At 66.8% G+C, this 25906-nt stretch carries 20 protein-coding genes and 1 pseudogene; 12 read left to right on the top strand and 9 right to left on the bottom strand.

What is annotated here, in order from left to right; translation table 11 throughout:
• Positions 1-209 precede the first annotated feature (209 nt).
• From JOE41_RS07480 to JOE41_RS07510, 7 genes and pseudogenes are all read left to right on the top strand, one after another.
• Entirely contained in the window at positions 210-953 is a 744-nt protein-coding gene (locus JOE41_RS07480; protein WP_011693288.1) for a GAF and ANTAR domain-containing protein, read from the top strand.
• Between the two features lie 192 nt (positions 954-1145).
• A complete protein-coding gene (locus JOE41_RS07485; protein WP_011693289.1) occupies positions 1146-2168 on the top strand; it encodes a LacI family DNA-binding transcriptional regulator in 1023 nt (340 codons plus the stop codon).
• A gap of 88 nt (positions 2169-2256) precedes the next feature.
• Positions 2257-3493 (top strand): annotated as a pseudogene (locus JOE41_RS07490) (extracellular solute-binding protein).
• 9 nt (positions 3494-3502) lie between these two features.
• Positions 3503-4531: a carbohydrate ABC transporter permease gene (locus JOE41_RS07495; RefSeq protein WP_011693291.1), complete on the top strand. Its 1029-nt coding sequence runs from the start codon at positions 3503-3505 to the stop codon at positions 4529-4531.
• Positions 4532-4538: 7 nt separating this feature from the next.
• A complete protein-coding gene (locus tag JOE41_RS07500) occupies positions 4539-5429 on the top strand; it encodes a carbohydrate ABC transporter permease (protein WP_011693292.1) in 891 nt (296 codons plus the stop codon).
• A 33-nt stretch (positions 5430-5462) separates the two neighbouring features.
• Entirely contained in the window at positions 5463-6236 is a 774-nt protein-coding gene (locus JOE41_RS07505; protein WP_011693293.1) for a ThuA domain-containing protein, read from the top strand.
• The gene (locus JOE41_RS07510; protein ID WP_209751781.1) at positions 6233-7345 is read left to right on the top strand and encodes a Gfo/Idh/MocA family protein; all 1113 of its coding nucleotides are present in this window, start codon (positions 6233-6235) and stop codon (positions 7343-7345) included. The genes JOE41_RS07505 and JOE41_RS07510 overlap by 4 nt, the downstream gene beginning before the upstream one ends.
• A 4-nt stretch (positions 7346-7349) precedes the next feature.
• Here the strand turns inward: JOE41_RS07510 and JOE41_RS07515 are convergent, their stop codons facing one another.
• A complete protein-coding gene (locus JOE41_RS07515) occupies positions 7350-7748 on the bottom strand; it encodes a hypothetical protein (protein ID WP_043431040.1) in 399 nt (132 codons plus the stop codon).
• Between the two features lie 128 nt (positions 7749-7876).
• On the opposite strand from JOE41_RS07515, the gene JOE41_RS07520 reads away from it, so the two are divergent.
• From JOE41_RS07520 to JOE41_RS07540, 5 genes are all read left to right on the top strand, one after another.
• Positions 7877-10294: an HAD-IC family P-type ATPase gene (locus tag JOE41_RS07520; protein WP_011693296.1), complete on the top strand. Its 2418-nt coding sequence runs from the start codon at positions 7877-7879 to the stop codon at positions 10292-10294.
• Between the two features lie 133 nt (positions 10295-10427).
• Entirely contained in the window at positions 10428-10604 is a 177-nt protein-coding gene (locus JOE41_RS07525) for a CsbD family protein (protein ID WP_209751783.1), read from the top strand.
• Between the two features lie 182 nt (positions 10605-10786).
• The gene (locus JOE41_RS07530; protein WP_011693298.1) at positions 10787-11734 is read left to right on the top strand and encodes an ABC transporter ATP-binding protein; all 948 of its coding nucleotides are present in this window, start codon (positions 10787-10789) and stop codon (positions 11732-11734) included.
• Positions 11735-11736: 2 nt separating this feature from the next.
• On the top strand, positions 11737-13014 hold the full coding sequence (locus tag JOE41_RS07535) for an ABC transporter permease (protein WP_209751785.1): 1278 nt from the start codon (positions 11737-11739) through the stop codon (positions 13012-13014).
• A gap of 27 nt (positions 13015-13041) precedes the next feature.
• Complete coding sequence (locus JOE41_RS07540) at positions 13042-14025, top strand: CapA family protein (RefSeq protein WP_209751786.1); 984 nt, start codon at positions 13042-13044, stop codon at positions 14023-14025.
• Here JOE41_RS07540 and JOE41_RS07545 read toward each other — a convergent pair.
• The 8 genes from JOE41_RS07545 to JOE41_RS07580 form a co-directional block, all read right to left on the bottom strand.
• Positions 14022-14228, bottom strand: a complete 207-nt coding sequence (locus tag JOE41_RS07545; RefSeq protein WP_011693998.1) for a hypothetical protein — start codon at positions 14226-14228, stop codon at positions 14022-14024. The genes JOE41_RS07540 and JOE41_RS07545 overlap by 4 nt on opposite strands.
• A 104-nt stretch (positions 14229-14332) precedes the next feature.
• Positions 14333-15070: a hypothetical protein gene (locus tag JOE41_RS07550; RefSeq protein ID WP_209751788.1), complete on the bottom strand. Its 738-nt coding sequence runs from the start codon at positions 15068-15070 to the stop codon at positions 14333-14335.
• A 29-nt stretch (positions 15071-15099) separates the two neighbouring features.
• Entirely contained in the window at positions 15100-15978 is an 879-nt protein-coding gene (locus JOE41_RS07555; RefSeq protein ID WP_209751790.1) for a CPBP family intramembrane glutamic endopeptidase, read from the bottom strand.
• Between the two features lie 101 nt (positions 15979-16079).
• Positions 16080-18788: a magnesium-translocating P-type ATPase gene (mgtA, locus tag JOE41_RS07560; protein WP_307800674.1), complete on the bottom strand. Its 2709-nt coding sequence runs from the start codon at positions 18786-18788 to the stop codon at positions 16080-16082.
• Positions 18789-18804: 16 nt separating this feature from the next.
• Positions 18805-20898: a S8 family serine peptidase gene (locus tag JOE41_RS07565; protein WP_011693304.1), complete on the bottom strand. Its 2094-nt coding sequence runs from the start codon at positions 20896-20898 to the stop codon at positions 18805-18807.
• 130 nt (positions 20899-21028) lie between these two features.
• Positions 21029-22900: an FAD-dependent oxidoreductase gene (locus JOE41_RS07570; protein WP_209751792.1), complete on the bottom strand. Its 1872-nt coding sequence runs from the start codon at positions 22898-22900 to the stop codon at positions 21029-21031.
• 118 nt (positions 22901-23018) lie between these two features.
• Positions 23019-23855: a sugar phosphate isomerase/epimerase gene (locus JOE41_RS07575; RefSeq protein ID WP_209751794.1), complete on the bottom strand. Its 837-nt coding sequence runs from the start codon at positions 23853-23855 to the stop codon at positions 23019-23021.
• Complete coding sequence (locus JOE41_RS07580) at positions 23852-25903, bottom strand: FAD-dependent oxidoreductase (protein ID WP_209751796.1); 2052 nt, start codon at positions 25901-25903, stop codon at positions 23852-23854. The genes JOE41_RS07575 and JOE41_RS07580 overlap by 4 nt, the downstream gene beginning before the upstream one ends.
• Between the last annotated feature and the right edge of the window lie 3 nt (positions 25904-25906).

Here is a 25906-nt window from a genome sequence, read left to right on the forward strand (position 1 = left end):
CGCGGTGCGCGCAGGACCGGGGGTGGGCCTTGTCACACGGGTCCGGAGCCAGGCGAGTGATGTATATAATTTCCCGGTACGGTTTAGCAGAGAGCCGTTGGATAGTTCTACGATCCGGTTCTCTGCCTGCTACCCGCCTTGCGACCGACAAGGTGGGCGGCCGCGTTGCCGGTTCGTTTTGACCTGAACGAAACGGCAGCAAGAACATCGTGGCCAGCGAGTCGACCGCAAACACCGCAACGTCCATCAGCCAGCACCTGAACGAATTGGTGTTGAACAGCTCGGATGTCGAGCAATTCCTCCACGAACTCGCGCGCGTCTCCGCGCGCAGCCTCTCCGAACCGGGGGACGCCGTCCTGTGCGGGATCACCCTGCTCCGGCACCGGAAAGCGGCCACCGTGGCCAGCAGCAGCCCGGAAGCACAAGCTATGGATGAAATCCAGTACGCCTTCGGTGACGGCCCGTGCATGACCGCTTCCCGCGACCAGGTGACGGTGCACATCAAGGACCTTGAAGCCCACGAACGCTGGCCGACGTACTCCACCACAGTCCTGGGGCACGGAGTCCGGTCCATCCTCGCCGTGCCCTTCCAGCTTGAGGGCGACACCCGCGCGGCGCTGAACCTCTATTCCCACCGCCCCGGCCGTTTCGAGGGCAAGGTCCTGGAGCTCGCCGAGGATTTTGTCAGCCAGACGTCCATGGCCCTCCGGCTGGCCGTGCGCTTCGCCCACTTCAGCGATACGGCGGCCAACCTCAAGGCAACGCTGGAGTCCCGCACCGCGATCGACGTCGCCATCGGGATCATCATGGCCCAGAACCGCTGCAGCCAGGAGGAAGCCTTCGAACTCCTGAAGGCGGCCTCAAGTGCACGGAACGTCAAACTGCACGGCGTGGCAACGGCCATTGTGGATTCCTTGGGCCAGGGACCAACGAGGACGCACTTCGAGCTGTAACCGGCGCCGTTCAGCTTCGGCCGGGGCTGTGGACCGAAATAAGCATTGCGCACGAATGTGATGCGTGCCATACTCTTCTCGATACGCATCGACGATACGCATCGACAACGTGCATTTACCCAGTGCCGGCGCGGCCCGGAACCGGTAGGCTCGGGACCCAAAGAGTGCCAGGAACAAAGGAGGTGGAGACGAGTGCCAACCAGCAAAGACGTTGCGGAAGCCGCCGGCGTCGCCCAAAGCACTGTCTCCTACGTCCTGAGCGGCAAGCGGCCCATCTCCGAGAAAACCCGAAGAAAGGTCGAAGCGGCAATTGAGCAGCTGACCTACCAGCCCAACGCCGGGGCGCGGGCGCTTGCCAGCCGCAAGACCCGGGTCATCGGGCTTGTGATCCCCTTCATTCCCGAACTGCATATGGCTTCCATCATGGAGTTCGTCTCCGTCATCGCCTCCACAGCCCGGCAATACGACCACGACATCCTGCTGGTCACTGAGGATGAAGGAGCCGCCGGGCTCCGCCGCGTCGTCGGACAGCAGATCTGCGACGGCCTCATCCTGATGCAGGTCGAGGGCGAGGATGAGCGCCTTCCCGTGGCGCGGACGCTGAACGTACCGGTGGTTCTTATCGGCATCCCCCGCGACCCGTCCGGCCTCGTCTGTATCGACGCGGACTTCGAAATGGCAGGCGAACAATGCGTCCGGGACCTCGCCGCAGCGGGGCATTCCGTCATTTCCGTCATCGACTGGCAGCCTGAAGTGGTGGAACGCCATGTGAATTACGTGGACCGGTTCATGCTTGGCACGGACAGCGCGGCACGAACCCTCGGCGTCACCGTGCAGCACCTGCCCGGCGGCGCGGACCGGGACACCATTTCCGCTTCCGTGGACCGGGCCCTTGCTCGGACCACGGGTGTACCGGCTTTCATCGCACCGGACGGCACGGTGCAGGACATCCTGCGCCGGACCCTCGCGTCCAGGGGACTGACTCCCGGGGTGGATGTCTCGGTTATTGGCAGCGCCTCACCCACTCTGGCCGAACTCCAGCCCGTCCCGCTCTCCACCATCGACCTGCGCCCCGCGGAGGTCTCCCGCCGGGCGGTGAAAATCATCTGCCAGCTTCTCGACGCCGATTCCCAGGGACCACACGAATCCCTGGAGTTGGTGCCCACGGTCATCACGCACCGTTCCAGCACGCTCCGTCCACCCCACGGCGCCTAACACCACTCGCACCCCCTGCCCGAAGTATTCATTTTGTCCATCGTCGATACGCATCGATGACTCAGCCCAACAACCCAAGGAACAGACAATGAAGTCAGCATTCACCAAGAGCCGTCCTCTCGCCGTTGCCGTCACCGCCCTCATCGGGCTGCCGGTCATGCTCTCCGGCTGCGGTACCGCCGCCTCATCATCATCCACGGAGTCAGTCTCGGAGATCTCCGTCATGGACTACTACAACAATGAACCTGACAAGACCTTCATCGGCGACGCCCTCACCGCCTGCGGCACCAAGGCCGGCGTCACCATCAAGCGGGAAACGGTGCCCGGTAAATCCCTGATCTCCAAGGTCCTTCAGCAGTCCTCATCCAAGACCTTGCCGGACGTGCTGATGCTGGACAACCCGGACCTGCAGCAGATTGCGGCCACGGGCGCCCTGGCTCCCCTGGCCGATTTCAACATCAGCACCGCCGACTTCGCCCCCGGCGTGCTCAGTGCGGGCACGTACAAGGACAAGGTCTACGGGCTGGCCCCCACTGTCAATACCATCGCCCTCTTCTACAACAAGGACATCCTGACGAAGGCCGGAGTGACCCCGCCGGCCACGTGGGACGAGCTGGAAGCGGCCGCCGCCAAGCTGACGTCCGGGGACCAATACGGGCTGGCGTTCAATGCCAACCCCACTTATGAAGGCACCTGGCAGTTCCTGCCGGTCATGTGGTCCAACGGCGGCAACGAAAAGAACATCGACACGGAGGAAACGGCACAGGCCCTGCAGCTCTGGACCGACCTGGTGAAGGACGGCTCGGTGTCCTCCTCCGCCCTGAACTGGACGCAGGCCGATGTCAAGGACCAGTTCCTGGCCGGCAAGGCCGCCATGATGGTCAACGGACCGTGGCAGATCCCCTCCCTCGACAAGCAGGCCTCCCTGCAGTACGGCGTGGTGAAGATACCCGTCAGGGAGGCCGGGCAGACCGTTGTTGCCCCGCTCGGCGGAGAAGTCTGGACTGTTCCGCAGACCGGGAACAAGGCCCGGGCAGGCCAAGGCCGCAGAGGTGGTTTCCTGCCTCAACAGCGACGAAAACCAGCTGGCCATGGCCAAGGTCCGGAACACTATCCCGTCCAAAACGACCCTGGCAGCCAAGTTTGCCGAAGAAAACCCAAAACTCGCCACGTTCACCGAACTTGTGAAAACCGCCCGCGCCCGCACGGGACAGCTGGGTGAGGAATGGCCCGCGCAGGCCACCAAGATCTACACCGCCATCCAGACGGCCCTCACCGGGAAGGCGACCCCGTCCGAGGCCCTGAAGCAAGCGCAGGGACAGTAGGCAGCGGCCATGTCACTGACAACTGATTTATCGCAGGCGACACCTCCCAATGGAAAGGCATCCAAGGGAAAGCCGGGCGGATGGAGGGCCGGCGGCCGGCAGTCCGGCGGCGCCGGAAGGAAGGATACCTTTGCGGCGCCGCGCCGACGCAGCCGCCAGCGGCGGGAGCGCCTCTTCCAGTGGCTGTTCCTGGTGCCCGCGGTGGTCTACATGGCACTCTTCTTCGGCTACCCCGTGGTCAAGAACGTCGTCATGAGTTTCCAGGACTACACAACCGCCACGTTCTTCACCGGCGAGGCCCCGTGGGTGGGGCTGGCCAACTACGTGACGGTGCTGTCGTCGTCGTTGTTTTCCACCGCGTTGCTCAACACCGCACTGTTCACCGTAGGGTCCATCCTGGGCCAGTTCGTGATCGGTCTGGCGCTGGCGATCTTCTTCCAGCAAAAGTTCCCGCTCAACGGGATCCTCCGGAGCCTGCTCCTGCTCCCCTGGCTGCTGCCGCTGATTGTCTCCAGCGCCGTGTGGCGGTGGATCCTGGACAAGGACAGCGGTGCACTGAACCGCTTCCTGGGTGACCTGAACATCGTGGACACCGGGGTGCCGTGGCTAACCAGCACGTCGCTGGCCCTGATCGCCGTCGTCGGCGTGAACATCTGGATCGGCATCCCGTTCAACCTGACTATCCTCTACGGGGGCCTGCAGGAGATCCCCGACGAGCTGTATGAGGCAGGCTCCTTGGACGGTGCCACGGGCTGGAAAGCATTCCGGCACATTACGTGGCCCATGCTCCGGCCGGTAGTGAGTGTGGTCCTGGTGCTCGGCGTCGTCTACACGCTCAAGGTCCTGGACATCATCCTTGGGCTAACAAACGGCGGACCGGCCAACTCGACACAGACGATCGCCACGCAGTCCTACGCGCTCTCCTTCCAGGAGTTCAAGTTCGGCGAGGGCGCCGCGCTGGGCAACATCCTGGTGATCATTTCGCTGGTGTTCGCGGTCCTGTATCTCCGTGCCAGCCGGCGAGCCGTTGATGAGTGAGGAAACCATGACGACGACAACAATCACCTCCCGCGCCGGCGGTCACCGGCCCGGCGGACGCAAGGCGGCCGGCCGCAGTACCGGGCCGACCCCGGATCGCAAGAACTGGGGCGCCACGGCGCTCGCCATTTTCTTCCTGGCGGTCATGCTGTTTCCGGTCTACTGGATGGTCAACGCCTCGCTGCAGCCGAACGGCACCACCCTGGAAACATCCTGGCTGCCGCTGAAACCGGATTTCACCGGCTACGCCACCGCCATCAGCGAACAGGGCGGAAACCTGGGCACCAGCCTGGTCATTTCGCTCGGCAGCGTGGCGCTGAGTCTGGCCATCGCCGCTCCGGCAGCCTACGCCCTGGCCTACTTCAAGGTCCGCGGCGCCGGCATCGTGCTGTTCGCCATCCTGATCAGCCAGATGATCCCCGGAATCGTAGTGGCCAACGCCCTCTACACCGCCTACAACGACCTCGGCCTGCTCAACTCCATCCCGGGCCTCATCCTGGCGGACTCGGCGCACGGCATCCCGTTCGCAATCCTGATCATCCGGGCCTTCATGAACGGCATGCCGGCATCGGTGATCGAGGCGGCCCGGGTGGATGGCGCCGGGCACATCCGGGCGTTCTGGTCCATCGTGCTGCCGCTGAGCCGGAACTCGCTCATCACCGCCGGACTGTTCACGTTCCTGTTCGCCTGGAGCGACTTCCTGTTCGCCCTGACCCTGACCACCACCGAAGCTGTCCGGCCCGTAACGCTGGGAATCTTCCAGTACATCGGCGCCTACGTGAACGACTGGAGTTCGGTGATGGCCACGGCCGTGCTCGCATCCATCCCTGCCATCATCCTGCTGGTCGCCGCCCAGAAATACATCGCCGCAGGCACAACCGGCGGCGCGGTCAAATAGGCCGTCTTCAACAACACTTACGAGGAGAACATCATGACTGACACCAAGCCCGTCCGCGTCACCGTCTGGAGCGAGAACCGCCACGAAAAGCGCGACGAACTCGTGGCCCGCCTCTATCCCGACGGCATGCACGGCGCCGTCAAGGCGGGAATCGAGGAGAACCTCGGCGCCAAGGTCAGTGTCCGCACCGCCACTCTCGACGAACCCCAACACGGCCTTAGCGAAGAGGTCCTGGCCAACACCGACGTCCTGACCTGGTGGGGGCACATGTCGCACGGCGACGTTGAAGACGAGATCGTGGAGCGCGTGCACCGCCATGTCCTTTCCGGCATGGGCCTGATCGTCCTGCACTCCGGCCACTGGTCCAAGATCTTCACCAAGCTCATGGGCACCTCCTGCACCCTGCGCTGGCGTTCCGAACAGGACCGCGAACTTGTCTGGACCGTGGACCCCACCCACCCGATTACCAGGGGCGTACCGCATCCCATCGTGATCGACCAGCAGGAAATGTACGGCGAGTTCTTCGACATCCCCACCCCTGAGGAACTCGTGTTCATCAGCTCCTTCAGCGGCGGCGAGGTGTTCCGTTCCGGCTGCACCTTCCGCCGCGGCCACGGCAAGATCTTCTTCTTTAGCCCCGGCGACCAGGACTACCCCGTCTACCACCACAAGGACGTCCGGCGCGTCATCGCCAACGCCGTCGAGTGGGCCGTCACCGACCGCCCCGAACGCGCCTACCCCGAACTGCTGCGCTACGAAACGAACGACTTCTTCAACGGCAAGAGCTACCAGGGGGCCAACGCGTGAGCACGGACTTCGCCACTATTCCCGACGACGGATCTCCCCTGCGCGTCATCGTCGTCGGTGCCGGCGGCATGGGCCGCGCCTGGCTAAACACGGTCCAGCAGTCGCCCCAGGTGGAACTGGCCGGCATCGTTGACCTCGACCTGAATGCCGCCCGCGCGGCAGCCGCCGCCATCGGGCGCCCGGACCTTCCGGTCGGCACCGGCACTGCAGCACTGGCGGCCGACGTCGGCGCCCGGGCCGTCATCAACGTGACAGTTCCTGCCGCGCACCACCCGGTCACCGCCGAGGCGCTGGCCGCCGGCCTGCCGGTCCTGGGCGAGAAGCCGGTTGCCTCCACCGTGTCACAGGGCCTCTCCCTCGCGGCCGCCGCCCAACTGTCCGGCCAGCTGTTTATGGTCAGCCAGTCGCGGCGCTACAACCGGCAGCTCTTCGAGGCGAAACGGCTGGCGTCATCGCTGGGGAGCATCGGGATCGTGTCGGCCGAGTTCTTCAAAGCCCCGCATTTCGGCGGTTTCCGCGACGCCATGGACCACCCGCTGCTGTTGGACATGGCCATTCACCAGTTCGACATGGCCCGGTTCCTGCTCGACGCCGATCCGGTGTCGGTTTTCTGCGAGGAGTACAACCCGTCATGGAGCTGGTACCGCGGCGATGCCGGGGCCAGCGCCATCTTCGAAATGACCGGCGGGGAACGCTTCGTCTTCACCGGCAGCTGGTGCAGCCCCGGGCAGGAGACGTCGTGGAACGCTTCGTGGCGGATCAGCGGCGAGCACGGCGCTGTGCTGTGGGACGGCGACAACGAACCCACCGTGGAATCGGCCAAACCGGCCGGATCGGCGCCGGGCGCCGACCCCGGCCAGGAGATCGCCGGCTCTCTCCGGGACTTCGTGGCAGCACTCCGCACGGGCGGCACCCCCATGGGTCAGGTTCACCGGAACATCATGAGCCTGGCAATGGTGGAGGCCGCCGTTCTCAGCGCCGCTACAGGAACCAGGGTTTCCGTCGATGGCCTGCTGGAAGAGTCCTACGCGGAGGCCATCCTGGCTGAGCGCGATCCGGGCGTGCTCGAGATCCTCAAAACCTGGCCGTCCGTCAGGGCCGCCTTGTAACTACTCAGAACATCGGCAGCAGGAACCCGGCAACCATGGCCGCTGCACCGATGCCGCTCAGGATCCAGCCGAGGACTCCGGCCGCTTCTCCGCGCACCTCCGGGGCACTGGTCCGCCAGCGGGTGGGCGTCTTCACCGCGTAGTGGATGGTGACGGCGTCCCCCGGGGCCATATGCCGGATGTCATACGGGGACATGGGCGCGTTGTGGACCTCGTGATGGTGGTCGTACCAGCGGAACCCCACGCCGCTCTCGTCGGAGTAGACCACGCCCTCCGACTGGGTCCACTGATCCTCGAACCGCCTCATCGTCTCCACCACCACCAGAAGAATGAGGCCGGCAGGCAGGCAAATCCAGGTCAGCACTTCCAGGATGGGGCCTGCAATGTCAAGAACTCCGGGCATGGTCACGATGCTACCGTTCCCGCGCATTCACGGGCCACATCCGTCGTCCGCTCCGGGGCGGGCCACGAGCCCGGTCGGCGTGCCACACTAAGGACTACGAACGGCGCACGCCTAAGGGAGCAACACACATGGTGACGGGGCAACGCACCCACCGGTTTGGCAAGGACAGGTGGCGCGGGAACGGCCTGTCCAGTGCGGACGTCTCCGAACGTGTCCGCGGGGGCCTGACCAACCTGGTTTCCAACGCGTCAAGCCGCAGCCTGTGGGACATCTTCCGTGCGAACGTCCTGACACTTTTCAATGCGATTGTGGCCGGCAGCTTCGTGCTGCTCCTGGCCTTGGGCCAGTGGCAGGACGCCCTCTTTGGCTTCGCCGCCGTCGGAAACGCCGTCATCGGGGTGGTCCAGGAGTACCGGGCCAAGAAGTCGCTGGACCGGCTTGCGGTGCTGAACTCCCCGCACGCACGAGTCCTGAGGGACGGCGCCATCCAGGATATTCCCACGGCCGAGGTGGTCCTTGACGACGTCATCCTGCTCTTCGCCGGAGACCAGGTGCCTGCGGACGCCACCGTGTTCGCCGCCAACGGTCTGGAAATCGACGAGTCCCTGCTCACCGGTGAATCCAACCCCGTGGACAAAGAAGCTGGGTCCGAGGCGCTGGCCGGGTCCAGTGTTGTGGGCGGCCAGGGCCGGGCGCAGGTTGTCCGGGTGGGGGACGACTCCTTCGCCGGCAAGCTCACGACGGCAGCCAAGCGTTTTTCCCTGGTCAACTCGGAAATCCGCACCGGCCTCAACCGGGTCCTGCGCTGGATCACATGGGGCCTCCTTCCTGTCATGGCTGTCGTTGTCAACGGGGAGATGCAAGCCCAGGGAGGCTGGAACCAGGCGCTGGCCACGGGTTCCTGGAAGACCGCCGCGGTCGGCGCCGTGGCCAGTGTCATCGCCATGGTTCCGCTGGGCCTGGTGCTTATGGCCAGCGTCGCTTTCGCCCTCGGCGGGCTGCGGCTCGCGCGCGACAAGGTCCTCATCCAGGAACTGGCAGCCGTGGAAGGGCTGGCCCGGGTGGACATGCTTTGCCTGGACAAGACCGGCACCCTCACTGAAGGACGAATCGTTTTCGACGGGATGCACGACGCCGGCGCCTCACCGGTGCAGGGGTGGAAGGAGGCGCTGGGCTGGTTCGGGGCCGACCCCGATGCAAACGCCACCGCCCGCTGCCTCGCCGCCGTCTACAAGGACGACGGCGTCCCCCGCCCGGTATCCTCCGTCCCCTTCGCGTCGTCCCGGAAATGGAGCGCCGTCAGCTTCACCGACGGGTCCGCGCCCGGCACCTGGGTGCTGGGCGCGCCGGAACTCGTCCTCGAGTCCACGACCCCGGGACACGTCCAGGCCCTGTCCTCCGCGGCCGGGCTGGCATCGTCCGGCCTCCGGACCCTGGTTCTGGCCCATGCCGGACAGCCCATGGCAGTCCGGGAAGCCGAGGAGGCAGCCCTGCCGTCCGTGCTGGTGCCTGCCGCGATACTGACATTCCGCGAAAAGATACGGCCCGACGCCGCAACGACCCTCGCCTACTTCCGGGAACAGGGCGTCGACCTCCGCATTATCTCCGGTGACGATCCGCGGACCGTGGCGGCAGTCGCCCGCGACGTGGGCCTGGACACCGCTGACGGCTACGATGCCCGCGACCTGCCGGAAGATCCCGAACTCATGGCGGACGTCCTGCAGGACCACAAGGTATTCGGCCGGGTTACCCCCGCGCAAAAGAAGGCCATGGTCTCTGCGCTGCGCAGCCGGGGCCACGTGGTGGCCATGACCGGGGACGGCGTCAATGATGCTCTCGCGCTGAAGGAAGCGGACATCGGGATTGCCATGGGCACGGCCGCCGCGGCCACCAAGGCCGTCTCCCGGCTTGTGTTGTTGGACGGGCGGTTCGACAGGCTTCCCGGCGTCGTGGCTGAGGGAAGACGGGTCATCGCCAACATCGAGCGCGTCTCGATGCTGTTCCTTGCCAAGACAGCGTATGCCATTGCCCTTTCGGTGGTCTTCGGCGGTTTGCTGTGGGGCTTTCCGTTCCTGCCGCGGCAGCTCTCCGCCACCGACGGGCTCACCATCGGCATCCCCGCTTTCTTCCTCGCGCTCATGCCCAACGCCCGGCTCTACAGGCCCGGCTTCCTCAAACGCTCCCTGACGTTTGCCGTGCCCGCAGGCCTCATCATTACCGTGGCCGTCGTTGCACTGAATACCTATGCCGCGATCGCAGGCGTGTACGGGGAGGATTCCGTGCGAACCGGGTCGGTCATGGTGCTCGCCCTGGTGGCACTCTGGGTGCTCGTGGTGCTTTCCCGGCCGCTGAACCGCTGGCGTCTCCTCATCGTCGCCTCAATGTATGCCGGCCTCCTCGCGCTGCTCACCGTCCCCGTCATCGCAGACTTCTTCGGCATCTCGTGGCCCCCGGACGAGCTCCGCAACGCGGCCCTGCTGGCGGCGCTTGTCGGGTGCGCCGCCGTCGAACTCGTGTTCCGGTTACGCCGCCGCCTCAACGTTTGACAGTGCGCGGGCCGCGGCGCCGTGGACGCATAACTGTGTTTGGCACTACCGGGGGCCGGTTGCACCTAAGGGTGGAGGGGCAACGGTTGGCATCCGCCCGCCTGCGACTGATCAACTGATTGAGGAAACAAACATGGGTTTGGGCGACAAGATCAAGAACGCTGCCGAGAAAGCAATCGGCGAGGCCAAGGAAGCACTGGGCAAGCTGACCAACAACAGCAAGCTTGAGACCGAGGGCAAGATTGATCAGGGCACGGCAGATGCGAAGCACGCATCCGAGGACGTCAAGGACACCATCAACGACAAGTAGTCGTTACCCGATGGCCGGGGCGCGGAACCTTCCGTGTCCCGGCCATTTGGTGTCCGGACCCGGCTTGCCGGGACCTTCGCCCCTTCCATTTGAGGGCGTCCGCGACCAGTCTTGTCACATGGCAGCCTGCCCCGGGGGGAACCGACAACGGCGGGCAATGATCGGTACAGGCGGCGACAGCCATGGACGAGCCAGTGGTGCATATCAGCGGTTTCCGGATGGACTTCGCGGACACCACCGTGGTCCGCGACCTGTCCTTCGATGTCCGGGCCGGCGAGACGTTCGGGTTCCTGGGCAGCAACGGCTCGGGCAAGACCACCACCATCCGCGCCCTCCTGGGCCTCTACGAACCCACGGCCGGGGTCCTCCACATCAACGGCCGGCCCTTCAAACCCGAGCACGGCAGCAGGCTGGGCTATCTTCCGGAGGAACGCGGGCTCTACAAGAAGGAAAAGGTCATGGACGTCATGACCTACTTCGGCCGGCTCAAGGGAATGGACCGGCATTCGGCGCGGCAGTGGTCCCTGGCCTACCTCGACCGGGTGGACCTGGCCGGCAAGGCCGCCACCCAGGTGGACAAGCTCTCCAGCGGCGAGCAGCAAAAAGTCCAGCTCGGCGTCACCATCATGAACCGTCCGGAGCTCCTCATCCTCGATGAGCCCACCAAGGGCTTCGACCCCGTGAACCGCCGGCTGCTGATGGACATCATCGGGGAACAGAAGAACGACGGCGCCACGGTGGTCATGGTGACCCACCAGATGGAGGAGGTGGAGCGGCTTTGCGACCGCATCATCCTCCTGAAAGACGGCACGTCCGAGGCCTACGGCACCATCGATGAGGTGCAGAACAAATACGGCGGCCGGATCGTCCGTATCCGGCATGCCGGGCCCATACCTCCTTCACCCCATTACGAGGTGACGCTGGAGGAGACCAACTATGCGGAGCTCTCCATCACGGACGACAGCGACGAAGCGGCCATCCTGCGGGAACTCATGGACGCCGGCCTGGTCATCCGCAGCTTCACCACCACCAAAATCTCGATGGAGGACATCTTCATCCGCGTGTACGGGGACCGCACCCAGCCGCCGTCGTCCGTTCCCGGGCGCGCAGCCGCAGAGCGGGGTGCCTAGCCATGGCACAGCACAACCTTGGAACGGTCATCAGCTTCGAATTCGTGCGCACCGTCACCAAGGTGCGCTTCTGGATCGGCACGCTGTCCGTGCCCGTCATCATGGCTGTGGTGTTCGGGATGATCTTCCTCAGCAACACCAGCACCAGCACTGCCGCCGAGGCCCAGAAGAACGCCCAGTTCAGCATCTCCTACCTGGACGCCTCCGGCCTCATCACACCCGCCGACGCGGCCGCATTCGGCGCCGTTCCCGCGGCCTCGTCCGACGCCGGGATCCGGGCCGTGCAGTCCGGCGCCGTGGATGCCTACTTCGAGTTCCCCGCGCACCCCGAGACCACTGCGGTGAAGGCGTACGGCGCGGACCGGGGACTGTTCGAGAACGGCAAGTACGCCGCCGTCGCGCAGGCCATGCTGGCCCGCGCTGTGGCAGTCAAAATCGGCTCGCCCCAACTGTCCAGCCTCGCGTCGGGGTCGGCGCAGGTGGACACCGTCACCTACCAGGGGTCCGAGGTGTCCGGAGGCATGAATTCCGTGATCCCGCCGATGGCATTCCTGGTGGTTTTCTACGGACTGGTGGTGCTCCTTGCCGGGCAGATGCTGAACTCCACCCTGGAGGAGAAGGAGAACAGGGTCACCGAAATGATCCTGACAACGCTCAAGCCCACCACCCTCATCACCGGAAAGGTGCTGGCCCTGTTCATGGTGGGCCTGGTGCAGGTGGCCGTTTTCGCGTCCCCCATCCTGATCGGCGCCCTTTTCTATCGTGACGCCATGCGCATCCCCGAGTTTGACGCGTCGCAGCTCGTCTTCGACCCCCTGCGCATGACGGTCGGCCTACTCATCCTCGTGGGCGGCTTCGCCCTGTTCACCACCACCCTGGTGGCCATCGGCGCCGTGATGCCCACCGCCAAGGAAGCCGGGAACTTCATGGGCGTGATGATCGCCCTGATCTTTATTCCGTTCTACTCCGTCAGCCTGGTGGTCTCCGAGCCGCACTCCCCGATCGTGCAGGTGTTCACCTACTTCCCGTTCTCCGCCCCGGTTACCGCGCTGCTACGGAACGCCTTCGGCTCACTGAACATCGTGGAGGCAGCCGTCGTGATCGCCGTCCTCTACATCGGGGCCGCCCTGATGCTCCGGATGGCCGTGCGGCTCTTCCAATACGGGTCCATCTCCTACACCTCGAAGGTCAGCATCAGGACCGCCCTCAAAGCTGGATCCCGGCATGCCGTGGCCGGCCCCGCGAAGCACCCGTCAGAGACGCACGCGGCGGAGCAGTAGGCGGCGGAAAGGGGCGGGAGGCGGACCATGCGCCTGATATTCCTGGGTGACGTGATGCTGGGCCGCCTGGTGAACCGGCAGCTCAGGACCGTCCCGCCTGCCTTCCCCTGGGGCGATACCCTCCCCGTCCTGGCACAGGGGGACATCCGGTTCGCCAACCTCGAATGCGTCCTGGCCGACGGCGGGACGCCGCAACCGGGGAAAGTGTTCCATTTCCGCTCGGACGCCCGCAACGCGGCCGTCCTGGCCGCGGCGGGCATCGATGCCGTATCGCTTGCCAACAACCATGTGCTCGACTACGGGGCGGACGCCTTCCGGGAGACGCTGCCGGCGCTGGACCGCAGCGGAATCCTGCACGCCGGCGCGGGGCCGGACCTTGAGGCCGCGCAAAGGCCGGCGATCAGGCGGGCGGGTCCGGCCGCCGTCGGGCTCATCGCCTTCACGGACAACCAGCCGGACTGGGAGGCGGGTCCGGACCGCCCCGGGGTGTATTACGTGCCGGTGGCCGGGCGGCAGAAGGACGACAGAAGAGTCCATGACCTGCTGGCGCTGGTCCGCCGCACCAAGGCCAGGGCCGATCTGCTGGTGGTTTCGGCGCACTGGGGCGGCAACTGGGGAGCCGATGTGCCCTCCGGCCACCGGGACCTGGGACGGGCGCTGGTGGATGCCGGGGCCGACGTCGTGTTCGGACATTCGGCGCATATCTTCCGCGGCGTGGAACTCTACCGCGGCCGGCCCCTCATCTACAGCGCCGGCGACTTCATTGACGACTATGCCGTGGACCCCGGGGAGCGCAACGACCAGTCGTTCATCTTCTGCATGGAAACCGCAGGGATCTCGCCTGCCCGGCTGCAGCTCCATCCAACGGTCATCGCCGGGTTCCAGGCGCAACTGGCCGGTAGGGGCGCACGCCACATCGCCATGCGGATGAAGGGACTCTGCGCGCAGCTGGGAACGCAGAGCCGATGGATCGACGAATCGAACGTGCTGGAAATACCGGTGGACAGTTAGTCCCGTTTGTCCCGATCGGTGAATTCCTCATCGAGGTCGTAGTGCCTGAATTCGGTCTCCGGATTCGGTTCGCCCTCGGCCACGTATTCATAGTCCAGTTGGCGCTGGACCTGGCTGTCGAGGATCTGAAGATCCTTGTCCTCGACTTTGGTGAGGTCTTCCGGAAACTCGTCTTCCGGGGTGAGATGCAGCTTCTCGGTCATTTAGTGCCTCTCTTGGCCAGGAACTGGGTGCTGTTCTGGCAGCATCCTGGCAGTCCCCAGAATATCCGCACCTGGCTGCGGACGGAAGTCTGGCCGGCGCACGACTAGGCGGCGGAGGACCGGGCGCGGGTCTTTCCGTGTTCCTCCCTCCGCCATGCCGAGGCGAAGAGCCCGCCGGTCCAGCCGAGGACCAGCACTATGCCGGCCAGGGTGGGCAGGGTATTGGACACCGAGAAGCCCTCGGCGCCGATGATCCAGCCCTGGGCCAGGTAGGCCGCACCGGAGAGCACCATCAGGTACCCGATGATTCGGGAGATCCTGTGCGTGGCGGCGACTGAGATGCCGACGAGGATGAGCGCCGCTCCCAACATGAAGCTCTGGTAGCTCCGGACTCCCCACTCAAGCCACCGGATGTCCTCCGCGGCCGCGAAGCGCAGGGCCTTCTCCCCCTCGGCAGCGCCTGCCCAGGCATCCACGGCATGTTTGAGGGCCACTCCGTCCACGCCCTGCAGGACGCCGTAGAGCGCCAATGCTGCGACGGCTGCCGCAGCTCCCAGCCGGACTGCCCAGGCCGCCCGCCCGTGCCGCACGTTGAGGGCGTAGGCCAGCACCAGCAGTCCGCAGAGGATCAGCGCCATGCCGAGGAACTGCCCGAGGTGGACCGCAATCCAGATGTCACTGGCCGCATATTCGGCGAACGTCGCGGGGTGGTCGTTGGCGCTGGCCGCATCCGGGTGCTGGAGCCCGGACAGCAGCGACACAAGGACGCCGGCGAAGAGCAGCGTGGCGGACAGCCGCAGCTCGGGGCGGCGGAGCACGCCGTCGTCCGGGGTATCGTCCATGGCACTTGGTCCCTTCCGTCAGATCACAGTTAGGGGTTTGCGGCCCGGAGCGGCCGGATCCGCCGCCGGCGCAGGGCATGTCCGCTGCTGCCCTGGCCGGTGGTCCGGGACCTCACGGCGAGGTACGCCGCGACCGCCGCTGTCAGCACCACCACCGCCGGGATGAACTGCCACCAGTCCACCGTGTCCATGCCTTGGGACGCATTCATGGACCCGTGCAGGAGGCCGAGAACCAGGATGCTTCCGCCGGTTCCAACGAAGACCATACCCAGTAGGTAACGCGCTATGGCGGCGAAGCCGAAAAGGACGGCCCACGAGAGGGCAACGTCCGCCCAGGGCGTGGCGGCGAACCCGCGCTGCGCGAACGCCTGGGGCAGATGGATCAGAGCGAACGGTACGGCCGTCAGCAGGGAGCCTGCGAGCACGCCCTTCCGGTCCATCAACCGCCGCTGAACCACTCCTGCCCAGGCCAGTTCCTCCCAGACGTTGCCCAGCAGGGCGCCGATCACCACGGCCTTCAGCAGATACAGCCCTGCGGTTGATGCCCACCCGCTGCCGGGCTCGCGGAGGGTACCGGTCACGACGGCGGTCAGCAGCGTCAGGACCGGCAGCGCCAGCAACGCGATGACGTACCAGCCGGCAGCCACGCGCCAACGGACAACCCCGGCGAAGAGTCGCCTGACGCCGGCGCGGCCTTCGGCCGCCGCCGTCACGAGGACCGCGGTCCCCAGCAGGACCAGCAGTTCCACCAGGAGTCCGGGAGTGATGTCCTGCAGCAGGACGATGGCCAGGGCCTGCGCCAGCCAGGCCAACGGGATGGCGAGGATCAGGAAAGCGGCAACAGGGTGCGCGGCTATCCGGGAGCGGATGCTTCCCGCGGACTCCGGTGCATGCGATTCACCACTCATGATGCGCCTCGGATCCAGGCCAAATCACCAGATGCTATCAGCTGCAGAGTACGCCGGTTGCAGCGCTGAATCCATGGTTTCCCGTGCGGGGCGCCCGCCCGTCAGCGGCCATGGCTGGTCCTGGCCTTCCGCTTCCGCCCGCCGCGGACCAGCTGTCCGCGCAGGGGGCGGGCTACCGGGGTGCTGAAACGGGCCGCGCGGCGGGAAATATGGTGCGTGGACCGCCGTCGCGGAATGACGGCCGGCCGGACCGGAGGCTGCTGGGCTGTGCGGGCAAAGAACCAGCTCTTGGCGAATTCGACCATGACCAGGTACACCACCGTCATGCCAAGCAGCGCCAGGAAGAAAGGCGTGGGCAGCGGGTCGAACCCCAAAACACCGGCCAGCGGAGACAGCGGGAGGAAGATACCCAGTGCCACCACGCCAAGGGATGCGCCCAGCAGGCCGGCCGAGGGCCTGCTCCGCAGGAAAGGAACCCGCCGGGTGCGGATGGCAAAAATGATCAGTGTTTGCGTGGCGATCGATTCGATGAACCAGCCGGCCCGGAATTCGCCGGGCACCGCGTTGAACGCGAACAGCATCAGGGCGAAGGTGGCGAAGTCGAACACGGAGCTGATGGGGCCGAAGAGGAGCATAAAACGCCGGATGAAGCCGATGTTCCAGTGCGACGGGGCCAGCAGCTGTTCCTTGTCCACGCGGTCGCCCGGGATCGCCAGCTGGCCGGTGTCGTAGAGCAGGTTGTTCAGCAGGATCTGCCCGGGCAGCATCGGCAGGAAGCTCAGGAAGACGGAGGCCGTGGCGGCACTGAACATGTTGCCGAAGTTACTCGAGGTTCCCATCAGCACGTACTTGATGGTGTTGGCGAAAATCCTCCGCCCTTCCATCACCCCCTCCGCCAGCACGCCCAGGTCTTTGTCCAGCAGGACAACGTCGGCGGCATCCTTGGCCACATCGGTGGCGCTGTCCACGGAGATGCCGATGTCCGCCGCGTGCAGGGCCAGCGCGTCATTGACGCCGTCGCCCATGAACCCGACGGACCCCCCGCTTTGGCGCAGCAGGCGGATGATCCGGGCCTTCTGCTCCGGCGAGACACGGGCGAAGATGCTGGCCTCGCGGGCCGCCGCGGCCAGTTCTGAGTCCGAGAGGGCTTCCACCTCGGCGCCGGTGAGCGTGCCGCCGGAGAGCACCCCGAGCTCGTCACAGACCTTCTCGGCAACCTTGGCGTTGTCCCCGGTGGCGATCTTGACCGTGATGCCGAGCGTTTCAAGCTGGTCCAGTGAAGCCCTGGCGTTTGCTTTGGGCCGGTCCAGGAAGACCAGCAGCCCCTCCAGGACCAGGTCCTTCTCGTCGGGGGGTTCAATCGACGTCATTCCGCCGGCGGCCCGGCTGGCGACGGCCACCACGCGGGATCCCGCGTTGAACTGTTCGTCCAGCATCGCCTGCACGCCTGCCGGGGTGTCCACGCAGAGCGCCAGGACATCTTCCGGCGAGCCCTTGGTGACCAGCCGCGCCGCTGCGCCGTCCTCGCTGACCAGCACGCTGGTCCGGCGGCGCAGGTGGTCAAAATCAATGACGTCGAGCCGTTCGTAGCGGTCCGGCTGGAATCCGGCCGCGTCGGCGGAGGCCCAGAGCGCCATGTCCAGCGGGTTTAGTCCCACCGTGGACACCTTCGCTTCCGTGTACTCCGCTTCCGTGGCGAGAAGTCCCAGCGTCAACAGGGCGCCCGGGGATACGCCGTCCCTGGCGGGCAACGCTGCAGTGAAGCTGATCCTGCCTTCGGTGAGCGTGCCGGTCTTATCCGTGACCAGCACGTCCATGTCCCCGAGGTCCTCAATGCACACCAGCCGCTTGACCAGCACTTTGCGTTTGGCCAGCTGGCGGGTACCCGTGGCCAGGCTGGTGCTCACGACGGCCGGCAACAGCTGCGGGGTGATTCCGACGGCGATGGCCAGCGAGAACAGCAGGGATTCAATGACAGGCCGCTGCAACAGGAGGTTGGCGATGAAGATCAGCGAGGTGAGAACAATGGCCACCTGCAGCAGCAGGTAGGAGAAACGCTTCAGGCCGAGCTGGAACTCGGTCTGCGGCTGCCGCTCACCGAGCCCCAGGGCGATCCTTCCGAATTCGGCCCGCCCGCCCGTGGCCACCACCACCCCTGTGCAGCTCCCCGATTGGACCACGGTCCCCATGAACAGGCAGGACGTCAGGTCCGCGAGCGCAACGGCACCGGTGACTGGTGCAGGGTCTTTGCTGACGGGCAGGGATTCGCCGGTCAGGATGCTTTCGTCGCAGAGCAGGTCTTTGGCCGTCAGCAACCTGATGTCGGCCGGGATGATCGCACCGATGGCCAGATGCACGACGTCGCCGGGCACCAGCGTGGTGACGCCGACTTCGTCCACGGTCCCGTCGCGGAGAACCGCCGCCAGGTGGGTGACGCGGGAGTGCAGCGCCTCGGCGGCGCGTTCGGCCCGGAACTCGTTGGTAAAGCCCAGACCGACGCTGACAAGCAGGATCACACCGATCACGATGGAGTTTGTGGCATCCCCCAGGAAGAGCGACAGCCCGGCAGTGATGGCGAGAAGGATCAGGATGGGGCTGCCTAGTTGCCGCCCCAGCACAGACCATCCGCTGGCTTGATGCGTCCGCACGGCGTTGGGGCCCACGGCAGCCAGCCGTTTGGCGGCTTCCCCGCTGGCCAGCCCCCCGCTGCCGGATTCCAACTGGTCCAGGACCTCTTCCACGGGAAGCTGCGCGGCGTGCGCCATCGTCACTTTCCCGGGTAACTGCTCCTGGACGTGGGAGTCCGGCACGTGGAGTTCCGGCACGCTAGGACAGCCGCCAAACGTAGGCGTAGGGCTGCGGGAACTGCGTGATCCGGAAAGCCCTGACCACGATCCTGGCCTGGCCGGGCGGCATGCCCGTCCAGAGCACCTGTTCCACGTTGTTGCGGCGGTCGAAGCCGGCGGTCGTTCCTGAATTTCCGTGGCGCTCGCTGCCGTCGGCTGCCAGCACAATGAGGTCGAGGTCGTTCTGCAGCTGCGGGCCGGGCGGATCGGACCACACGAGGGTGATCTTCAGCGTCACCCCGGCTGCGGTCAGCGCCGGTTCCGCGGCCGGGCCCCGGTTCCGCCTCCCCTTGGCAGCAACCTTCGGGACTTCCTCAGGGATGTCGATGGTGAAGGAGTCCTCCTGCCCCTGCTCCAGCGGTCCCCCTTCGCCCAGGCCGGCGTTGCCGGGCTGCCCGGGCAGGACCACGGACCGGGCCAGGTTGACCCGGCCCCACCCGGAGTTCCCGTTCGGCGATTCCCCGGCCTCACTGGGGTTGTACTGTCCGGGCAGGACGTCGGCGCCATTGACCAGGAGGGCTTTGACCAGGGCCGCACTTGGCGAGTTGAGGCCGTTCTTCACCAAGGTCTCGCGCAGCACCGCGGCGCAGCCGGCCACCAGCGGGGTGGCCATGGAAGTTCCGGAGTCGAAGAAGAACAGCGGATCGGTGGAGGTGCCGAAGGTGTTGCCCATCGGAGCGTTCCGCGAGAGCGTGGACAGGATGCTGGTTCCCGGCGCCACGACGTCGGGCTTGATGCGGCCCTCCTTGGTGGGCCCGCGGCTGGAGAAGGCCACCATCCCGTCCGGGTTGTTGGCCTGCTTGTCCCGCTTGACGGGATTCGCGGGGAAATCTCCGGGCCAGTAGGTGCCGTAGGACGGCGTGAACTCCTTGCGGAGGCTTTCGCTGGCGCCCACGGTGATGCAGTTCTTCGCAGCGGACTGGGAACCGATGGAGTTAGAGTCCACCGTGCCGTCGCTGTTGCCGTCCACGCCGTCATTCCCCGCCGCAAAGCAGATCACCTGGTCCGGGTGGTTCCACACGAATTCGTCGATTTCCCGCGAACTCGCGTCGTACGGAAGGTTGAGTCCGGGCACGCCCCAGGAATTCGTGTGTACGCGTGCGCCGTCGTCGTACGTCTTTTGGAAGAGGTCGTTGAGATTGACCGGGATGCCGCCCAGGCCGCCGTTGGGGTCGAGGAGGCTCTGCAGGATCAGCAGGGCCTCCGGCGCCGTGCCCTCAATCGCTCCGCCCATGGTGGCCGAGTTTCCCCGGCCCAGCACCGAGCCGGCCACGTGCGTCCCGTGGCCATGCGGGTCGTCTGCCTTGTCCGGTGCCGTGCGGCCCAATGCGTAGAGCGTCTGGACCCGTCCGGTGAATGCCGGGTGCGGGTTGGCGGCGTCTCCGGTGTCAAAGCCGGTGTCCGCTACGGCCACCACCTCGCCGGCGCCGCGGTATGTTGTCCCGTTGAGCTGAACGTCGGCGTTCAGGATCTCCCGGGCCACGTTGTTGAAGAGCTGGCGCTCGCGGACCGGATGGATCTCGCGGATCTCATCGATGGCGGCAAGTTCCGGGAGCTGGCCGACCGACGTGGTGATGCGCAGCTTGCCCGGGGTCACCGCGACGGCGTCGGGCTCCACCCTGGCGGCGGCGGCCACCCGGGCGATCAGCTCCGGTCCGGCCTCGATGCCCGGGTGCAGGAGCAGGTCCACTCTTTCCAGCCGCCGGTCCGGATGCGGTTCATGGTCCGCCAGGGACCGGACATTGCCCGTGTCCGCGCTGCGCGGCAGCAGGGGCGGCGGGATCTTGAAAACGCGGGAGTAAACGTCCGCCCAGCTCACGAACGGCAGGGCGCGCACCCGGTTCAGGTCCGCCGGCGGGAACGCCGCCAGGTAGGTGTTGTCCGAGACGTATTCCTGCATCTCGACGTCGATGCCGGCAAGTTCCGCACGCTGTTCCGCTGTCAGCGGCTCGGCGGTCTGGATGAGGATGTGGTCCGACTCCGAGGCGTCCTCGGCAACCAGCCCGGCGTCACGCAGGGCCCGGTTCTGTTTGATCGGATCAATGGTGATGCCGTTGATGGTTATTTCAGACATGGAATTGTGCCCCCTGGCGCGCCGCCGGAAACAGCCTCGGCACCCGGCGGCCGCGTGCGTTCTAGAAGGAGACCCGGGCCCCCGCCGAGCGGGGGCCCCGGAAGGTGAGCGTCAGCTTACGCTCGGCACCCTAGGCGGTCAACGCCGCATGGGTAGCCGGCGGCGCAGCGGGCCCGGCAGCAGGTCCCTCCGGCGTCGCCTGCGCCACATTGATGTCGTCCTCATACGCGCCGGCCCCGGCCAGGTCCCTGCCGGCGATGTAGCCGAAGGTGAGGGCCGGTCCCAGGTTGATGCCGCCCGCGGGGTAGTGCCCGCCCATCACGTTGGCCTGGTCGTTGCCCGCAACGTAGAGACCTTCGATCGGCCGGCCGTGGTTGTCCAGGACTCGGCTGCGGCCGTCCGCCTCCAGACCGGCGAAGGTGCCGAAGCTGCCGGGAACCACGCGGACGGCGTAATAGGGCCCCTTCTCAATCGGGGCCAGCGACGGATTGGGCCGGTTGCCCGCGTCGCCGCCGTAGCGGTTGAAGGCTGTCTCGCCGCGCCCGAAGTCCGGGTCCACGCCGTCGCGGGCGTTGCGGTTGAACTCCTCCACGGTGGCTTTGAGGCCGCCGGGGTCGATCCCGCACTTTGCGGCGAGTTCCTCGATGGTGCGCCCCTTCTTGAGGTAGCCGGAGCGCAGATACGGGAACAGCGGGACCGGCAGCGGCTTGGCCATGCCCAGCGGGAATTTCCGGACGAACCGGCTGTCCGCGATCTGCCACGACTCTGCGGTGCCGCCCGCGGGCGTGGCCGCCATCAGGGCGGCAACATAGTCGTAGTAGCCGTTGGCCTCGTTGACGAAGCGTTTGCCGTTCGCGAGGACGCCGATGCTGCCCGGCTTGGCGCGGTCCATGATGTGCGGGAAGGTGCCCGTGCGGCCGTTGCGGTAAGGCACCAGCGAGACGGGGCACCACGCCGCGGCGGACTTCACGTCGGTCTTGAACCGGGCGCCCACGGCCTGGGCCAGGCTGATGCCGTCGCCGCTGGTTTCCGCGGGGGCCAGCGTCCAGTGTTCGCGGCCGGTGGGAGTGTGGGGAAACAGCTCTTTCCGGCGCTGGATGTCGTGGGGGAAGCCGCCTGCGGCGAGCACGACGCCGCGCGCCGCGTTGATCTGCAGCTCACCGTCCGGGGAACCGACGACGGCGCCGGTCACCTTGCCTGTGTTGTCGGTGAGAAGCCGTTTCGCGGGCGTGGAGACGCGGAGGTCCACGCCCAGGTCGTCAGCGGATTTCAGGAGGCGCCCGGTGAGGGCAGTGCCGTTGACCAGCTGCATGTTGCGCCGGTGGATCAGCAGGTCCAGGAGGTGGAGGCCCAGGCGCCAGCCGGCGTGGAAGATGCCTTTGAGGTTTCCCTGCGAGGCGGAAAGGAACAAGCTGAGGTCCGGTCCGGCCATGATGCCCATGCCCAGGAAGGACGTCTCGTAGAGCTGGTGGCGCATCTTGGCCCGGAGTTCCGGGCGGATCCGGCGTGCGTTGATGGGTTTGGGCCCCACCGAGCGGTTGCCGGTGCCTGCGCCCGGTACCTTGCCGTAGATGTCATTGATCCTGGCTCCCGGGACGAACTGAAGGGACGTCTTGTCCTGGAAGAACCCCACCATGTGCGGCACGGCCTCGAGGAAGGCGTCCACCTTGTCCGACTGGTACTCCTTCCCCAGGGTGTGGCGCAGATACGTGCGGAAGGTTTCCTTGTCCTTGTTCACACCGGCAGCCTTGGCCAGGGGGTTGCCGGGGGCCCAGGCCCAGCCGCCGGACCAGGACGTGGCGCCGCCGCACACCTCGGCCTTTTCCACCACAATCACCTTGAGGCCGTGGTAGGCGGCCGTGACGGCGGCGGACAGCCCGCCGGCGCCGGATCCGACCACCAGGACGTCGCAGTCCAGGGCGGGAAGCCGGTGGTCCTGTTCCGGTGTGGAAGCCGGTGCCTGTGTCGAGTCCGGCATTGCCGAATCGGTGCTCGCGTTCATGGGGTTCTCCATTTGTGGTTCTTTCGGTGTCTCGTAGTGTCCGTAGCTTGGGCCAGCCCGATCAGCGGAACGTGGATGCCGGGGGCGAGCTCCGTCGTCGTGCTTTCCTGCACCGTGCTCATTTGGACCCCGCTTCCTGGAGGTCCTCCGCTGCCGCCAGCACGGCGTCGGCAGCGGCTTTCAGTGCCCGGGCCCAGCCCTGCTCGCCGAGTTGGGCAACCCTCCGGTCCGACGGCGTTTCCACGCTGACCGGTGTCCCGGCGGGGAAGGCGGCTACCAGTGCGGCGAGATCGAAGGCGCCCTCGCCGGGAACGCCGCGTTCAGAGCGTGACTCGGCCACGAGTTCCTCGCGGCTGGCGGGCCGCTGTACCGGGCCTTCGCAGAGCTGCAGCAGCGGGACAAGGTCCACGCTGGCTGCCAGCTGCTCGAAAGTGCCGCCGAAGCGGTTGAAGTGCAGGGCGTCCACCACGATGTTGCAGCCGGCTGCACGGGCCAGCTCCGCGGCGGCGGGGATGGAATGTACCGCCTGGTAGGAGATCGGTTCCAGCGTGGGCACGATGCCAAAGTCCCGGCCGTCCTCCGTCATCCGGGCCAGGGTGTCTGCCAGCCGGGCGGTGTCCGCATCGGCGCCGGCAACGGTCAGCGAGCCGGCGCCCAGCGCGTGGCCTGCTTCCATCATCCGCAGCCAGGCCTCGCGCTGCTCGCTGCCATCCAGGAGCAGGAACTCGGTGTCCTTCACCGCCACCCCGGTGTCCCGCATCCGGGCCAGGGTTTCCTTCAGCATGGGCGATCCGGGCTGCAGGTCGTAGGCCCGCTCGGCGGCGGTGACCGGCCGCACGCGGGCGCCGATGAAATCGAAGCCCGCTTCTGCGGCGATGGTCACGAGGTCCGGCGGCGCGGTCCCCACGAGGGACAGCTGGGCGAGGCCCACCCGGCGGCGTGCCTGCGTGGTCATGATGCTGCTCCGTTCAGGGAAAGATTCGCTTGATCTCGGCGGCCTCGATCAGCAGAGGGGCGGGCGGCCAGCGCAGCTGCCACGCGCTGGGCTGCGTCGTAGCCGCTCTTCACGGCGTTGGAGGCGATGGCCGGGGTCCGGTCCACCACTGTGCCGGCGAGGGTCACGGGAACTCCGGCCGCGAAGCTCAGTGCGGCATCGCGCTCACGGGCAGGCACGGAGCCGTCCAGCGGAGCAACCGAACGGGAGACCAGCAGGGGCCCCGGGGCGTCCAGCCATTCGCCGCTGCTGAGCCGGACGCGGGCGCCGTCGTATGCCTCGATGCTCACTCCGAGCCGGATCCGGACCCGGGGGTTCTCCTCGAGCCGCGGCACGGCCAGGATCTTTGCGCGCCGGCCCGATTCGGGCGCGATGACCTCCTGCCGCCCTACGAGCAGCACGGCGGTGCCGCGGTCCGCCAGGGTGTCCGCCACGCTCATGGCCACGGAGTCGGCACCCCAGATGGTCACGGCCCCGGGGATCTCCGAACCGTCCAGGACGCGCGGGTGGGCGGCAAGCCACTCGCGGATGTCCAGGACGTTCGGGGAATCCCCGCCGGGAAACCCGGCGGCCGGGCGCAGCCCGCCCGTGGCCAGCACGACGGCGTCGGCACCGGTTTCCCGGACCAGCGCGGCGACGTCGTCGGTGTCCACGTGCGTGCCCGGCCGGACCTCGACGCCGAGCCGTGCGTTCTCCTCCGCCGACCATTCGGCGAAGCGGTGGAAGTCCGGGGTGGACTTCATGCGCTCGGCGAGGGCGAACTGGCCTCCGGGGCGGGCGCCGTCGTCGAGCACGGTCACCTGCGCACCGGCTTCGGCGAGTTCACGGGCGGCGGTGAGGCCGGCCGGACCGGCGCCCACCACCACTACGCGGGAGCCTTCCCGGACGGCGGGCGTGGGAACAGGGACGCGGGAGCGGCCGACGGCAGGGTTGACGGTGCAGGTCACCTGGCCGAGCCCCAGGTTGTCGATGCAGACGTTGCAGGCGATGCACGGGCGGTACCGCTCGTCGTGAAGGACGCCGCCAACGAAGGCGGGGTCGGCATGGATGGCGCGTGCCAGGCTGACGAAGTCGCAGGTGCCCTCGCTGAGGACCTCCTCGATGATGGCCGCGGAGGTCAGCCGGCCGGCCATGCCCAGGGGGAGGCCGAAGCGGCGGTAAGCCTTGGCGTAATCGGCCAGGATGCCGGGCTTCCACTCGCCCGGCTGCACGATCCATTCGCCTGCCTCATAGCTGCCGGCGGAGATGTCCAGGAAGTCGAGGTGCTCGAGGTGGGCCTTGGCGATGATCTCCAGCTGCCGGTCAGCGGTGATGCCGTCGGCCGGGCCCTCCACCACGGAGACGCGCATGCCGACGATGGCATCGGGAGCGGCGTGCCGGACTTCGTCGAGCACCAGGTTCATGAAGCGTTCCGGTGCGGCGAATTCGTCCGTGCGGCGGTTGGAGACCGGGGACATGAACTGATGGATCAGGTAGCCGTGCGCGCCGTGGATGTTGATGACGTCGAAGCCGGCTTGCACCGCGCGGCGGGCGGCCTGCCCGTACGCGTCCACGAGGTCGTGGCACTCCCCGGCGGTGAGCTCGCGCGGCACCTCGCCGCCGGCCACCTCGCACGGCATCGGCGACGGCGCCAGGTTCTTGAACCCGGACACCGCGGCCTGCGCGGTGCGGCCGCCATGGTTGATTTCGACGGCGGCGAGGGCGCCCTCGGCGTGCAGGGCGTCCGTGAGTCTGCGCAGGCCCGGGACCATGGCATCGTTGTGCAGTCCCAGCTGGTGGGTGCGGCCCTTGCCGTCGGCGCGGACGTAGGTGGCCTCGGTGGTCACCATACCCAGTCCGGCCCTGGCACGGGTTACGAGGTAATCGATGTATTGCTCGGTGATGCGGCCGTCCGTGGTGCCGTAGTTGCGTTCCATCGGAGCGGACGCCAGCCGGTTACGGAGGGTCCGCGGTGTGCGGCCGTTGCGTCCGAGGGTCAGCGGGCGGGCTGCGTAGCGTTTGGTGGTCATGGG

Origin of the sequence: Arthrobacter sp. PvP103, assembly GCF_017833075.1 — a bacterium.
In the GTDB taxonomy this organism is placed as follows: domain Bacteria; phylum Actinomycetota; class Actinomycetes; order Actinomycetales; family Micrococcaceae; genus Arthrobacter.